This is a genomic window from Bacillus sp. FSL K6-3431, assembly GCF_038002605.1.
GTDB lineage: Bacteria > Bacillota > Bacilli > Bacillales > Bacillaceae_C > Lederbergia.
In genome coordinates this window covers 2,600,942-2,614,703 of the sequence record NZ_JBBOCT010000001.1, presented here as the reverse complement: position 1 = coordinate 2,614,703, position 13,762 = coordinate 2,600,942, and the positions used below count along the sequence as shown (strand labels likewise).

The following is a 13,762-nucleotide window of genomic DNA, read 5'->3' as shown; positions in this document are numbered from 1 at the left end:
ACATGGTAAATGCACTATTACTGTTCCGTAGTTGTGTTTTTCTTTGATTTGTATTGAACGCAATATTGGGTGTAGGCTTTAAGTCTTTTCTGTTTTTCAACTGGCATTAGGTCAGGGAGTAGACGAAGGTTGAGAAATGGATGGTGGGATTGCAAGTTGTGGTAATAGTATTTATATGAACTATAAAGGTAATGCTCCATGGCTTGTACGATTGGTATTTTTGTTTCGAGCGGATTGCGGTGAATATAGGCGCTAATGTTTAATAGTCCTGTAGGGGAGCTAATTTCTTTGGAGTAGTATCTGTTTTCATAGATTTGTCCGGTATAGTTGTACTTTTTTCGGAAGTAATCACTGTATCTTTTGTTGATGATCGCCATGAGTTTTCCAAGGGGGACTTCATAGGAGCGGAGCAGAAGATGGTTATGGTTGTTCATGATACAAAACGCATAAATTTCAAAACGATATTTTCCATATGCATACATGAGGATACGATAATATTCATTAATATCGGTGTTCCATGAAAGATGTTTTGGCGGTTGTTTCCGCGAATAGTGATGTGGTAATAGCCAGCAGAATGCCATGTTCGTTTCGGTCTAGCCATTTTGCTTTATCTTCACTCCCTCTTTTTCTCATCAGTGCCAGGCACTCAAACACTTTTCCACATTATAATAAATTCAATCTTCATCCGCAAATTGGTAAAAACATAAAAGCTAACCCTAAGGCATAGTGAAAATGGCAATCTACACAGAGAATGTAGTGAATCAAATTGTTTGGGTGCCTGGCACCAAGTTTTTTGAAAGAAAAGTCGGCTCTTGTAAAAAAGTATCGATTTTTCTAGATTATAGGTTATAATAGGTTGTATGAGTTTGCTATTGGGATATTATTCTATGATTACGTCGTTGGTGACTAAGGAGATGGATCAGATTAAAAATATAAACTTAAATCAGGAACAGTTAAAGCAGATTTTACATATTGCTTATGATAAAGGTAACGATGAGAATATTTCATTGAATGAATTATTACATGAAATGACGGAATTGCTGGAGCCATATGTGAATGTCCAAGCCCGTTAATAAAAAGCTAGACTCTTAGAAAAGGAGAATTATGAAATGGAACGATATAAACCAAAAAAGAAGAAAAAAGCGCTAAAAATATTCTTAATTATCCTACTTGTTTTTGTAGCGGGTATTGTCGCTTATGGTTATTCAATATATAGCAATTTGAATAACGCAGCTAATACGGTTCATAGTCCGATAGATCGGACACCTGCAGTTAAGAGGCCGACTGACCTAGCACTAAATAAAAAAGAACCTTTTTCCGTGCTTATGCTCGGGGTAGATCAGCGTGAAGGGGATAAAGGACGGTCTGATACGATGATCGTAATGACAGTAAATCCTGAGAAGCAATCGATGGAGATGCTGAGCATCCCACGTGATACACGTGTAGAAATAGTTGGAAAAGGCATAGATGATAAAATTAACCATTCTTATGCATTTGGTGGAGTCGAGATGTCGATGAATACTGTCGAGAAATTCCTAGATATTCCAATTGATTATTATGTGAAGATGAATATGGAAGGTTTCAAGGATATTGTTGACTCTGTGGGTGGCATTACAGTGAATAATGATTTTGATTTTTCTGAAGGTGGTCATCATTTTGCAAAAGGCCAGTTAAACTTAAATGGTAAGGAAGCATTAAGCTATGCACGTATGCGTAAGAATGATTCACGAGGAGACTTCGGCAGGCAAATGCGCCAACGCCAAGTGATTCAAGGCGTAATGAATAAAGGCGCCAACGTCTCTGCGCTTTGGAAATATGATGATATTCTTAAAGCGTTAAGTAATAACGTAGAAACGAATATTTCTTTTGATGAAATGAAAGACATCCAAAAAAATTATAGTTCTGCCCGCCATAATATAGAGCAAATGGAAATTGCGGGTAATGGCTCGACAATTGGTGGTGTCTGGTACTATATTGTTTCGCAAGATGAACGTGATAAAGTACAAGCTCGCTTAAAAGAACACTTGAAATTACAATAATTGAAAAGTCGCTCGGGGCTAGATTTGGCTCTGGGCGATTTTGATTTTTAGGACTGTAGTAGCGAACGATTCTTCAATTTTATTCATATTTATCTTGTTAGAAATATAGTGCGTATAATAGACGAGTAAAGCCAAATTAAAATGAAGGTGTTTTGATTGAAAAAATTTTTAAAAGTTATTTTATTGCTAGTGATTGCAATCTTGATATTTACCTTTTCTTCACAGACATATGAACAGCAATCACTTGTTCCATTTTTACAAAAACTTTTGCCAGGAGAGCCATTAGGAGGCTTTCTATCCCGCTTTCAAATCCCGTACTGGGGCTCGACTATATCGGTGGAGACACGTGGCTATTATTACTTTCTCGAATTTTTAATTCGGAAATTCGCCCATTTATTTTTGTTTGGTATGTTGTCCTTGGCGATCTTTAGTGTGCTGATGTTAATGAAAAAGATGAAAGTATGGCGAGCGATGTTGGTTGCACTCATTGGAACGGGTATTTATGCTGCAGTGGATGAATATCATCAACTGTTAACTGGTGGAAGGACGCCTTTGGTTGTTGATGTGTTTTTAGATATGGCTGGAGCTGTAGTGGCACTAGCAATCTATGTTCCGATTTATTTAATTAGTCATAAAGGTAGTAAGCGAGGATAAGTTAATTAAGTTAGATGATCTTTTGAATAGAAATGAGAGTATCCTGTGACTGCAATAATAATAGGCCTAAATAAGAGGAAGTGTTATATATCCTCTTATTTATTATCTATTTTGTATGTTGATGAAAAGACAGTACTAAATCTAGTCCTCCCAAACATCATCCATTAAGTCTTCTATTTCTTTTCTTCGTTTTTCCGTTTCACTTTTTAAAACAGTAACTTTATTCCCTTCGATTTTCACCATATCTCCTGTAACAGCTTCCTTGGGGAAAATGGTCCTTTTGAAGTCTTTTGTTACACCGTTCACTTCAACAACTACCCAATCTTCTTCAAATCGATCAATAATTCCTTTCATAAAGAGCACCGTCCTTATTTCGGAGTAAAGGAAGTTTTTGTTTTATAGGATTTTCCTTTATCTGTTGCGGTAATATCAATATTAACTTTAAATCCTTTTGCTGCTCTACCTATTTTAACAGGTAGTTTTTTGTCTATTACGCCATTGTAAGTTGTAGTTGTACTTTTATAGCGGAATACAGCCTTGTATTTAGTGCCTTTCGGGAGACCTTTAACAGTTAGGTTAACTGTTCCATTTTGTTTTGGCTTATTATTATCTAAACTTGCCGTAAACTTAGTAGTCGCTGCTGGTTTACTAGCGGTTGGAACAGGTTTCTTTTGCGTAGCTGTAATATTAAATTTTATCGTCTTCCCATTAGATGTAGCCTTAATCGTCCCATCTTTGTCTGTTCTGTAAATCGTCGCTTTAGCAGCTTTTAAGCGTTGAAGTGTTTCGGAAGTAGGGTGCTTATATGTATTCCCTTTACCAACACTAATGACAGCATATCTCGGTTTTACTATGTCCAATAATGCTTTAGATGTTGCGCTTTTTGCACCATGGTGACTTACTTTTAACACGTCTACTTTAGACAATACCCTTTTTGAAATCATATCTTTTTCTGCTTTTGTCTCAGCATCACCAGTAAATAGGAATGTGTTGGTATTATGCTTTATATGTAAAACAGCACTCCAATTGTTCAGATCACTGTTAGCATAATTTTTAACAGGTCCAATAAATGTAGCTTTAACGGATTTATCTTTTATAGGTAGCGTTATGCCAGATTTAGCTGTTTTAATTGTTAGCTTTTTTCTTTTTACAGCCTGCAAGAAATCTTTATATGCTTTGGTTGTATGTGATACTTTAGGTGCATATATATTCTTCACTTTAAAAGCATTCAGCACCTCATCGAGTCCACCGATATGATCTGCATCTGGATGAGTCGCAATCATGAAATCAATTGTTTTCACCTTTTGCTTGTTCAAATAAGCGACTACCTCATGTCCTTTCGCTCGATTACCAGCATCGATGAGGATATTTTCCCCGGTCGGTGTTTTAATATAAATGGCATCACCTTGTCCAATATCAATATAGTGGACAATTAACTCCTTTGAAGCAGCGTTTGTCCCAGTGGGTACAAATAATAATGATAAAAATAATGCTGCGATAATCCCAAATATTCTAATTTTTTTCTTCATATTTCTTCTCCATTCATGGTGTTATTTACCTAGAATCTATTATTGAGTATATATTCCTAAATTCTATCAGAAAATCATACTTTGCACGAGAGAATCTTAGTAATTACAATGTATACAGTACTAAATACCTAACGATGTATATTGACGTTTTAAAAAATACCTAGAAATTAGAAGATGGATCAATATGTCATTTATCCTCTAAAGGAAAAATGATATCGATCCAACTTCGCCCGTTTATTCGATTTATTAAATAATTTCATTATAATCTTGACTCGCTTAGTCAAACATTTTTTATTATTGTATGGGTACCCGGGAATACAATTGAAAAGAGCGATTTCCAGGAAGAATATAAATGGAAAGGTTTGAGGATCTTGTCGAAGAATTTCGACCAATGAGTTACCATATTATTAAATACCTGCATATTTATAAAAATATCGATGAGTATTTTCAATAGGTATGATCGCCCTTTGGGATGCACAGCAATGATTCGAACCAGATAAAGGAACATTATTTAGCGCTGTTGGCTCAATTGATTCAACCTTAAAACGGTGCGAAAGGACGATGACTAAACAAATCAAATCATCGTCTTTTCCATATCATATGTGGTTTTTTCTTTTTCTGGGTTGTTTGATCGAATGGATAAGAGTTGGGGTTATTTTCATTAGGTATGTGAATTTCTTCATGATGTTTATGTGAAGATAACTGAAAGCCAATAATTTATGGTACATGAATTGAGATTGTCAGTAAATTAAAATTTAAATGGATATAAAGACTGATATCGTCGTTGGCGATATGGAGTGAAACTTTGCTCTTAGTGTACAAAACGATAAACAAGCTATCGGGTATTTTTATCCGATAGCTTGTTAACTTCTTATTATGCGTTTATTTTCACTAGCGCCGTACTTAATGCATCGATAACCTTATCACACCAAGCATCAAATTCCTGATCTTCTATCTGATGTTCAGGATGATCTAAAATATATTGAATCGTTTGTTTCATGCCTTGGTCAAGTCGGGTTGTTGCAACAAATTCTGGAACAAGTCTTTTCAACTTTGAATTATCGAACACAACTGCGTTAGATTTATCTCCTAAAAGTCCGCCTGTAAGATCCTCTTGACTGCATGCAGCCAGGAATTCCGATGATACATGAACAGCGTTGAGTCTCACTCCTAATGCATCTGCAATGATCTCGTATATTTGATTCCAAGTAACGGTCTCATCAGAAGTGATATGTACCGACTCGCCAATAGCATGAATATTACCCATTAAGCCGATGAAGCCTTTAGCAAAATCACTATTATGTGTCATTGTCCACAAGGAAGTACCATCTCCATGGATGATTACCGGTTTGTTCTCCAGCATCCGTTTAGCAACTTGCCAGCTTCCGTTGCTGCCATGTACACCAAGTGGGATGGAACGTTCGTCATAGGTGTGACTTGGTCTAATAATTGTAATTGGAAAGCCATTTTCACGATACTGATTCATCAAATAATCTTCACAGGCAATCTTGTTTCTGGAATACTCCCAATATGGATTGGATAAAGGAGTTCCCTCCGTAATTCTATAATCTGCAAGAGGGCTTTGATAAGCGGAGGCAGAACTAATAAATATAAATTGTTTCGTTTTCCCATTAAATAATCGATAATCTCTTTCCAACTGGGTAGGCTCAAATGCGATAAAATCAGCAACAACATCAAACTCCAGGTGCTCAATAAGTTTAGCAACATTATCCTCATCATTAATATCAGCTGTAATAACATTCACACCAGCGGGCAGAGCATCATTTCTTGAACCCCGATTAAGAAGATAGAGTTCGCATCCTTTTTCCAACAACTGTTTCGTGATGGAGGAACTAATCGTTCCTGTTCCACCAATAAATAAAGCTTTCATACATACCCCTCCGTAAAATGAAATTTTAAAAGAGTTTGATTAGTCTTTCAATTACACTTCCTATCATACTTTGTTTTGTCGCAGTTTACCACTTGGGAAGCCCTAGGAAGGTAGGTCAATATGGATTCTTTCTTGACTTTAAAAAAATGCAGAAATACTTCAGTTTTCCTATAATACGATTAACCTTTATTCACAGATAACCTAGGTTGACTCATACAATATCCAAAATGATATCGGGGATGATTATATGGTTATGTGGATCGATGTTTCCACTAAAAAGCACCAGCTAAAACTTTTCGATGGCAGTAAATTAATAAAAACCTATCCAGTGGCGATTGGAAAGATGTTAACGCCGACACCATACGGGTCATATACAATTATTAATAAACAAACTAATCCTGGAGGGCCATTCGGCGTATTGTGGATGGGATTGTCAAAACCACACTATGGCATTCACGGTACAAATAATCCTGCTTCGATAGGGAAAAGTGTTTCACATGGATGTATTAGAATGCACAATCACGATGTTCTTGAACTTTCCGCTAAGGTTTCAGTTGGGACGGGAGTTGTGATTCATTGATTGGAATGATAACGATTACCGGAAATGCTGGTATGTAAGTTGAGATGATACATCGCCGTTTGACAGAAAAAGAATGTGACCCTTATTTTATTGTATGTAAAACTGCACTTTAACACTCCGATTACATTATCAAATGGGTGATAGGATTGTAGAAGTAGGTCACTATACAATTTAGAGGAATTAATAGTAGTCCCTGATTTTATTATTATAAATTCTTTTTACGTTCGTATTTCAAAAAAAGGTGGATAAGAAGCATAAGTCCAAAATAAATAATATTTATTTTCGAAGTCATCTAGTTAATACCATGACCTAATTAAATAAATTTTACTTTAGTTGAAAATATTCCAACTCTTGACAATTGGTGAAAAAATATATAACCTAGAAATTAATAATCAAATATTATCTTTACAGGGTATTGAATAAAGAGAACCCCAAAAGTTTTTAGTTATAGGCGGTTATTTGCTATATCTATGAATTTTTTGGGTTTTTTATTTTCCATTTAAGATGTGCTTCATATGATTACATGAATGTACTAAGTAGATTCAAGGGGGATTGCTTAAAAGGAGATAGTAGTAATGAAGTATTTGCCTAAATATTAGTATTTCTAGGGGAGAATTTAACTATGAAAATAATGTCATATAATATCCAACATGGGGTTGGCTTGGATAATATTTTAAGTCTCGAACGAATAGCTAAAACAATGAGAGATTCAGAGGCGGAAATTATTGGTATCCAAGAAGTGGACAGATTTTATGGAGAAAGAAGCAATTTTGAAGATCAGGCTAAAAGATTAGCGAAATTATTGGATTATCATTATGCGTATGGTCCTAATATTCAGTTAGAACCGCTGGATGGACAGGTAGAGAAAAGACAGTATGGACTTGCTACTCTTAGCAAGCATCCAATTGCGGGATCCAAAAATATCGAGCTTAGTAGCTATGGGCAGGAACAACGAGGGGTACTTAGCGTAACTATCCATGTGAATGGTGTATCCCTAAATATTTTTAATACCCATCTTGGTCTAGATGGCACCAGTAGAATGACACAAGTAAAAGAATTAATTAATATAACATCAAATTATCGTGGTCCAAAGGTGCTGTTAGGAGATTTCAACGCAGACCCTAATAGTGAAGAATTGCAATACCTACTGAACCAAACGGATCTAGTAGATAGTTTTCAACAAATAAAAAACGCCTACACATTTCCTGCAGTAGATCCGGTGCAAAGAATTGATTATATTTTCACCTCGTCAGAAATAAAGCATTCCAATCAGAAGGTACTCCAGCATGCTGGTTCTGACCACCTTCCAATTGTAGCGGAATTACTCATTGAAAATAATAATTTAGCAACAGAATGAGCTGATATGTCCTTGGAGTTAGGAGATGATGATACTTCATTATTTATAGAAGGAGTGAAAATATGCAATCTGTACTTGTAATGTAGTTAGTGCATGGTCAATTCTAGTAGCTCGTGCTTTTTTTAAATAAAGTATCCTAGACCAATTAGTTGAAGCTGCAAAAATAGACAATGCCTCAGATTTTCATATCTTTTTAAAGATTGTCTTACAAATATCTTTACCAATTATAGCTGTAATGGCGCTATCTCATGGAGTTAGTCTATGGAATCAATCTTTTCCTGCGATATTTATCAAATCAGGAACTATTTCCACTGCGAATTATTCTTAGAGAGATCCTTGTTATTCATGAAATTGGAGTAGAGGGTGTTGAGGACCTGGTGTAATGGAATCACTTGTAGAACAAGTAAAAACAGCCAGTCTTGTTAAATATGCAGTCATTATCGTGTCATCATTGCCCTTGCTTATTGTTTATCCATTCCTACAAAGATTTTTCGTACAAGGTGTTTTAATCGGTGAATAGTCATAGTAAAGTTTACAAAAAAATGATTTTTTAACAGTAAGTAAAGGGCAGTAAAGCTATTAATATTTTATTTTATTATTTAGAAAGAAGGTTTGTTATGCTAATCATCGCACATAGAGGGGCATCAGGTTATGCACCTGAAAATACCATGGCAGCTTTTAAATTAGCTATCGAACAAGGAGCAGATGGGATCGAATTAGACGTTCGCTTAACCAAAGATGGTATTCCAGTAGTCATTCATGATGGGTCTATTAATAGAACCGGTGATGGGAAAGGATATGTTCATGAGTTAACATTAGCGGAAATGCAAGCGTATGACTTTGGCTCATGGTACTCACCAAAATTTAAAAATGAGCAAATTCCAACACTTGAGGAGGTTCTGAAATTATTACAGGATTCCGAAATAATGTTAAATATAGAAATAAAAAAGGGTCCGGACATGATAAAAAATATAGAGGAGGAAATCCTCCAGCTAATATATAAATATAAATTTGCGGATAAGGTATTAGTATCATCGTTTGATCATATTGTTTTACAAAGATTAAGTAATCTAGATAGTACAATTAAAATCGGGTTTATCACAAACACCAATGTAATAAATGTATATTCCTTTATTGAAAGTAATTCCATCAATCCTTATAGCATACACCCGGATTTTCTGCATTTATCAGAGGAATTAATAAAGGAAATACATCTGAAGGGAATGAAAGTATATCCATATACGATTAATAGCTTAGCTGAGGGAGAAAAATTTGAAAAGATGATGGCTGATGGCATTATTACCGATATGCCATCAATATTTAAATAAAAGTAAACTAGGCAAGGGAAAGAGAAGAAGAGAAATCCCAGCTAAGAGTAACCTTTAAAGGTTTATTCATAGCTGGGATTTTTAATATTATGTAAGGTAATATTTATTAAGGGGTGGATTGTTTGTCTAAATATCGTTTATTGGCACTTGATTTAGATGGTACAACTCTGTTGGATAATAAGAAAATATCAGAAGCGACAAAACTTTGGATAAAAAGAGCCATGCAAAAAGGTATTATTGTAACTTTTGCGACAGGAAGAGGACATCAAAATATAGAGAATTTTCGTTTGGAATTAGGTTTAACAACTCCGCTTGTATTGCTTAATGGTGCAGAAATTTGGCAATCACCTGGATTATTAATGGAAAGACATATAATGGATCGTAAAAGTATTGAGCTATTACATCAAATCGCGTACGAAACAAACTCGTGGTTTTGGGGTTATAATATCGAATCTTTAATAAGGAAATCTGATTGGACAGAGGAAATGTTTGAAAAAAAGTGGATCAAGTTTGGTATCAGAAATGATAGTATAGCCGTCATTTCTGATATAAAAGGAATAATAGAAAAGTGGGAAAAGATCGAAGTAACTCAATCTAGTCCTTCAAACGTAGAGATTACATTTGAAGGAATGACCAAAGCTTACGGAGTTAGACAAATATGTGACTTCCTAGGAATTGATATGGATCAAGTGATTGCTATTGGAGATAGTTACAATGATTTAAAGTTAATTGAAGCGGTTGGACTTGGCGTGGCAATGGGAAACGCGGAAGTAGAGCTTAAAGGAAGAGCGAATTGTATGACAGATACGAACGAGCAAGATGGTGTAGCAAAAGCAATTTGCCGCTATATTTTCGAAGAGGAGTACAGAGAACGATAAGACTCATATTTTATCTAGATGGTACGGTTATTAGATGATGAACTAATTGAAGGGGCAGTTGAAACAATAAACGATTAAGAGAGACGGGAAATAAGGTTGTAGGGGCACCATACCCTTAGACTTTGTTATTTCGAAATGGAAGGAAAACTCTTATTATATTAATTATGAAATGAATTCGATAGAGGATGCACATCAATCTCGAGAAAGAGTTAATAACTGGAACATAAGAGAGGAATAACACTAATATAATATAGAATAAAGGGTTTTGAGAGTCTATTATAACGAAATGTAGAAAGAGCAATTAATGGACAAGACATATTAATTACTCCAAAACTAATCCTCATCGTTATTTGAAATATCGATAGTGGAAAAATAGGTTTAATAGGGATTAGTCATAGTTCTAAACTCCACAATTCAGGACTTCCTGAGGAAACTGCTAAAGCACCTGCCTGGATTGCAGATAATATATCTTGTTTATTACTAATGAGACCGCCTACAATAATTGGTAACTCCAATTTTTGAGATAGTTGATCAATGACAGTAGGCATTAATCCTGGGAGAACTTCGACAGCATCTGGGCTGCATGCTTTTGAGGACTCAATACCTTTTAACACAGCACTATGATCGATTAGAAAGATCCTTTGGATTGTTTTCAGTTTTTCTGCTTTAGCATACTTAATCATAGATGCTTTGGTAGTAATAATACCAGTAGGTTTCCAGACATTAGCAATATATTTAATAGCACTTTTCGTATTGGACAGACCCTCAATGAAATCCATATGAATGTATGTATATTTATTCGCCTTTTTGAGTTGATTTAAATAACTTTCCATATTAATTAAATTTCCAGTCAGAATAAAAACAATACTACTTTTACTTTGAATAGCTTTTTCAAGATCAGTTTCATTTTGTACAGAAGGGATAATAAGAGAATCTACCATATCTACAATATTTACCATTGTTTGTACTCCCTCGTTAGCTATAAGTTATTTTTAATATCATTATTCAGATGATTCATAAAACTATAATTAACATTTTATCACAATTATTAGTTAGAAAAAAGCTAGGTTTTGAAAGCGAGGAAAGGAGTCTTTAATTTGCAAATCTTTTTATCACTATATGAAAATCATATTGCTGGTTACGGTGAAATGTTTTTACGTATTTCAATTAGTGCACTACTTGGTTTTTTAATAGGAATGGATAGGTCATTTAAAAGTAAACCCGCGGGAATAAAAACGTATACGTATGTTTGCGTTGCTTGTACACTTATCACGCTAATCTCTATAGAAAGTGCAGAAGTATTTAGTGCAGCTAACAGTGGTAAAATGATGGATCCAATGAGATTGGCTGCACAAATAGTTTCTGGCTTAGGCTTTTTGGGAGCGGGTATGATCTTAAAAGACGGGTTGAAAGTAAAAGGACTTACATCAGCTGCAATGATTTTATTTGCGGGAGGGGTAGGAATAGGTATTGGAGCAGGATTTTACGCTATAGTTGCATGCGCTGTCATAGTATCTTTATTTACAGCGAGCATGGGAAGATTGCTTGAGAAAAATAAAATACCTGATGTTAACAAAGATTATGACATAGATATTGATTGTTAGCTATTTTTTTAATGAGTAAATTATAGTTTTTTAAAAAACATTAGAATATAGATTAAGTATCACAATTAATGGTTGAGGATTGAGGGGCTAATAGGTAGGATATTTAAAGATAATCAAATTGAGAATGAGGGTGACCAATAGCTAAGTTTTTGGGCATTCATTTTGTGTGGCGAAAAAATCTAGGAGGAAGGGGGATTATTCTAAAGAACCCAGTAATTGATATCCTGAAAATCATACATTTTATTATATCCCAACGAAACTGTAGATCATAGAATGGATCGGATAAAAGATGATCCATTGTTTATTTGTATGTATAAAAAGTATATTGACATTAATATTTAAAATTAACTTAGAAGTAGCAGCACTTGCTGTCTATAAATGTTCAGTGAGAAAGGATAAAAATTTATCGCAAGTAGAGCGGTAAATTCTTTGGTTAGATTCAAAGGTTTTTAATAAGAATAACTTGGTTATTGTTAAATACTTATTCTTAATTTGCGATTCTAGAGTTTATCTATTCAATCGGTCGTATTCTTATTGCTGAACCGTTTTTTTGTCTTTGATCCTTGAAATGCCCCTTTTAAAAATTTGTATTAGGATATGAATATTATTGAAAGTTTCATACATAATAAGCTGTGTTGATATTTACATTCGACAAAAATTCGTTCAGGGGTGATTTATAATGACACAAGGTAATCAGAATCAACAACAATATCAGCAAGCAATTGCCGCTGCACAACAGGCTGTACAGCAGGCCCAATCAAATGCTAATCCACAACAACTGCAACAAGCACAACAACAATTACAACAAGCCCAACAACAACTACAAGCAATTCAAGGTCAAGGACAAGCTACAGCTCAACAGAATCAAGAGTTACAACAAGCCCAACAGCAATTACAACAAGCACAACAATCTTTACAGCAAAGCCAACAGGCTTCAAACCAACAACAAAATCAACAGAATCGTTTACAGTAATATATTTCCCCTGTTAAAGGGGATCTTTATTGGACTATAGCCAAGTGGTAAGGCAATGGACTTTGACTCCTTTATCGTTGGTTCGAATCCAGCTAGTCCAGTTTAATTTCATTTTTCGTCACTTTTTATTAAGACTGCAAAAGGCTTAGTAATATCAGGATTCCCCTTGATATTACTGAGCTTTTTAATTGTTCATAGAAAGGTTCGACTTTTCTCAATTACTTTTTTGTCGGTATCCCTGTACCAATATAATGAAAAAGCTCTTTTGGCTACGATTCAAAGCGTTTCGAAGGAATTGAGTTATACTGAGAAGTGAGTAAAAAAAGGTAATGTATGGATAACTGAAAAAAGCCGTGTAGAATTCAATGCGGATTGACTTCTACACGGCTTTTTCTATTTAGATTTAAAAGTTTATTTTAAATTTGCTAGTATTTCTCTAATAAATACTGGTTCATCTTTTGGCGTTCTTGATGTAATGATATTGTTGCTAACGACTACTTCTTCATCAACAAATGTGGCACCTGCATTTTTAACATCATCACGGATACCGATATAGCTAGTAACGGTTTGTTCTTTTAGAATGTCCGCGCTAATCATGACTTGAGGTCCATGGCATATTCCTGCAATGAGCTTAGATTGATTATGAATATCCTTTACTAATCTAATTATCTCTTCGTTAACGCGTAATGTTTCTGGAGCGCTACCACCTGGAATAATGATGGCGTCAAAATCATTAGCATTCGCTTCTGATGCGGAAATGTCGGTTTGATAGGAGACGGTTTCTTGTTTCCCTGTGCATTGCATGCCTTTTTCAACACCGATAATAAAGGTTTCATGTCCTGCTTTTTTTATTTCTACATAAGGGTTTTTCATTTCAGAGTCTTCAAAGACATTAGCTAATAGAAATGCTACTTTTGCCCATTTATTAC

At 34.8% G+C, this 13,762-nt stretch carries 15 protein-coding genes, 1 tRNA gene and 2 pseudogenes; 12 read left to right on the top strand and 6 right to left on the bottom strand.

Annotated elements, in window-relative coordinates; all coding sequences use genetic code 11:
• Window positions 1–17: 17 nt before the first annotated feature.
• Entirely contained in the window at window positions 18–581 is a 564-nt protein-coding gene (locus MHB53_RS26405) for a transposase (protein ID WP_445661434.1), read from the bottom strand.
• Between the two features lie 333 nt (window positions 582–914).
• Between MHB53_RS26405 and MHB53_RS13040 the strand changes: the two genes are divergently transcribed.
• The 3 genes from MHB53_RS13040 (at window position 915) to MHB53_RS13030 (ending at window position 2,693) form a co-directional block, all read left to right on the top strand.
• Window positions 915–1,073: a hypothetical protein gene (locus MHB53_RS13040; RefSeq protein ID WP_340918968.1), complete on the top strand. Its 159-nt coding sequence runs from the start codon at window positions 915–917 to the stop codon at window positions 1,071–1,073.
• 36 nt (window positions 1,074–1,109) lie between these two features.
• Complete coding sequence (gene tagU, locus MHB53_RS13035) at window positions 1,110–2,039, top strand: polyisoprenyl-teichoic acid--peptidoglycan teichoic acid transferase TagU (RefSeq protein ID WP_340918966.1); 930 nt, start codon at window positions 1,110–1,112, stop codon at window positions 2,037–2,039.
• A gap of 156 nt (window positions 2,040–2,195) precedes the next feature.
• Window positions 2,196–2,693: a VanZ family protein gene (locus MHB53_RS13030; RefSeq protein ID WP_340918964.1), complete on the top strand. Its 498-nt coding sequence runs from the start codon at window positions 2,196–2,198 to the stop codon at window positions 2,691–2,693.
• A gap of 141 nt (window positions 2,694–2,834) precedes the next feature.
• Here the strand turns inward: MHB53_RS13030 and MHB53_RS13025 are convergent, their stop codons facing one another.
• From MHB53_RS13025 to MHB53_RS13015, 3 genes and pseudogenes are all read right to left on the bottom strand, one after another.
• The gene (locus MHB53_RS13025) at window positions 2,835–3,047 is read right to left on the bottom strand and encodes a DUF3006 domain-containing protein (RefSeq protein WP_340918960.1); all 213 of its coding nucleotides are present in this window, start codon (window positions 3,045–3,047) and stop codon (window positions 2,835–2,837) included.
• A gap of 344 nt (window positions 3,048–3,391) precedes the next feature.
• Window positions 3,392–4,222, bottom strand: a pseudogene (locus tag MHB53_RS13020) (ComEC/Rec2 family competence protein); the annotation flags it as partial.
• Window positions 4,223–5,096: 874 nt separating this feature from the next.
• Complete coding sequence (locus MHB53_RS13015; protein WP_340918958.1) at window positions 5,097–6,113, bottom strand: SDR family oxidoreductase; 1,017 nt, start codon at window positions 6,111–6,113, stop codon at window positions 5,097–5,099.
• Window positions 6,114–6,360: 247 nt separating this feature from the next.
• Between MHB53_RS13015 and MHB53_RS13010 the strand changes: the two genes are divergently transcribed.
• From MHB53_RS13010 to MHB53_RS12990, 6 genes are all read left to right on the top strand, one after another.
• On the top strand, window positions 6,361–6,693 hold the full coding sequence (locus MHB53_RS13010) for a L,D-transpeptidase (protein ID WP_340918955.1): 333 nt from the start codon (window positions 6,361–6,363) through the stop codon (window positions 6,691–6,693).
• A gap of 622 nt (window positions 6,694–7,315) precedes the next feature.
• Window positions 7,316–8,050, top strand: a complete 735-nt coding sequence (locus MHB53_RS13005; RefSeq protein WP_340918953.1) for an endonuclease/exonuclease/phosphatase family protein — start codon at window positions 7,316–7,318, stop codon at window positions 8,048–8,050.
• Between the two features lie 133 nt (window positions 8,051–8,183).
• Window positions 8,184–8,378 carry an ABC transporter permease subunit gene (locus tag MHB53_RS26400; RefSeq protein ID WP_445661519.1) on the top strand — a complete coding sequence of 65 codons (195 nt, stop codon included), beginning with the start codon at window positions 8,184–8,186 and terminating at the stop codon, window positions 8,376–8,378.
• Window positions 8,379–8,432: 54 nt separating this feature from the next.
• Window positions 8,433–8,570 (top strand): hypothetical protein, encoded by a 138-nt coding sequence (locus tag MHB53_RS13000; protein WP_340918951.1) that lies wholly within the window; start codon window positions 8,433–8,435, stop codon window positions 8,568–8,570.
• A 97-nt stretch (window positions 8,571–8,667) separates the two neighbouring features.
• On the top strand, window positions 8,668–9,378 hold the full coding sequence (locus tag MHB53_RS12995) for a glycerophosphodiester phosphodiesterase (protein WP_340918948.1): 711 nt from the start codon (window positions 8,668–8,670) through the stop codon (window positions 9,376–9,378).
• A gap of 113 nt (window positions 9,379–9,491) precedes the next feature.
• A complete protein-coding gene (locus tag MHB53_RS12990) occupies window positions 9,492–10,256 on the top strand; it encodes a Cof-type HAD-IIB family hydrolase (protein ID WP_445661433.1) in 765 nt (254 codons plus the stop codon).
• Window positions 10,257–10,648: 392 nt separating this feature from the next.
• Here the strand turns inward: MHB53_RS12990 and MHB53_RS12985 are convergent, their stop codons facing one another.
• Complete coding sequence (locus MHB53_RS12985; protein ID WP_340918944.1) at window positions 10,649–11,215, bottom strand: glycerol-3-phosphate responsive antiterminator; 567 nt, start codon at window positions 11,213–11,215, stop codon at window positions 10,649–10,651.
• A gap of 189 nt (window positions 11,216–11,404) precedes the next feature.
• Between MHB53_RS12985 and MHB53_RS12980 the strand changes: the two genes are divergently transcribed.
• From MHB53_RS12980 to MHB53_RS12970, 3 genes are all read left to right on the top strand, one after another.
• The gene (locus MHB53_RS12980; RefSeq protein ID WP_340924693.1) at window positions 11,405–11,860 is read left to right on the top strand and encodes an MgtC/SapB family protein; all 456 of its coding nucleotides are present in this window, start codon (window positions 11,405–11,407) and stop codon (window positions 11,858–11,860) included.
• Between the two features lie 679 nt (window positions 11,861–12,539).
• Complete coding sequence (locus MHB53_RS12975; RefSeq protein WP_340918942.1) at window positions 12,540–12,833, top strand: hypothetical protein; 294 nt, start codon at window positions 12,540–12,542, stop codon at window positions 12,831–12,833.
• Between the two features lie 30 nt (window positions 12,834–12,863).
• Window positions 12,864–12,934, top strand: a tRNA-Gln gene (locus MHB53_RS12970).
• 310 nt (window positions 12,935–13,244) lie between these two features.
• Here MHB53_RS12970 and MHB53_RS12965 read toward each other — a convergent pair.
• A pseudogene (locus tag MHB53_RS12965) lies at window positions 13,245–13,751 on the bottom strand (type 1 glutamine amidotransferase domain-containing protein); the annotation flags it as partial.
• Window positions 13,752–13,762 lie beyond the last annotated feature (11 nt).

Bases quoted from the DNA above. Each gene is read 5' to 3' on its own strand.
- MHB53_RS26405 (WP_445661434.1), bottom strand. From the start codon at position 581: ATGGCATTCTGCTGGCTATTACCACATCACTATTCGCGGAAACAACCG.
- MHB53_RS13040 (WP_340918968.1), top strand. From the start codon at position 915: ATGGATCAGATTAAAAATATAAACTTAAATCAGGAACAGTTAAAGCAG.
- tagU (WP_340918966.1), top strand. From the start codon at position 1,110: ATGGAACGATATAAACCAAAAAAGAAGAAAAAAGCGCTAAAAATATTC.
- MHB53_RS13025 (WP_340918960.1), bottom strand. From the start codon at position 3,047: ATGAAAGGAATTATTGATCGATTTGAAGAAGATTGGGTAGTTGTTGAA.
- MHB53_RS13015 (WP_340918958.1), bottom strand. From the start codon at position 6,113: ATGAAAGCTTTATTTATTGGTGGAACAGGAACGATTAGTTCCTCCATC.
- MHB53_RS13010 (WP_340918955.1), top strand. From the start codon at position 6,361: ATGGTTATGTGGATCGATGTTTCCACTAAAAAGCACCAGCTAAAACTT.
- MHB53_RS13005 (WP_340918953.1), top strand. From the start codon at position 7,316: ATGAAAATAATGTCATATAATATCCAACATGGGGTTGGCTTGGATAAT.
- MHB53_RS13000 (WP_340918951.1), top strand. From the start codon at position 8,433: ATGGAATCACTTGTAGAACAAGTAAAAACAGCCAGTCTTGTTAAATAT.
- MHB53_RS12995 (WP_340918948.1), top strand. From the start codon at position 8,668: ATGCTAATCATCGCACATAGAGGGGCATCAGGTTATGCACCTGAAAAT.
- MHB53_RS12985 (WP_340918944.1), bottom strand. From the start codon at position 11,215: ATGGTAAATATTGTAGATATGGTAGATTCTCTTATTATCCCTTCTGTA.
- MHB53_RS12980 (WP_340924693.1), top strand. From the start codon at position 11,405: ATGTTTTTACGTATTTCAATTAGTGCACTACTTGGTTTTTTAATAGGA.
- MHB53_RS12975 (WP_340918942.1), top strand. From the start codon at position 12,540: ATGACACAAGGTAATCAGAATCAACAACAATATCAGCAAGCAATTGCC.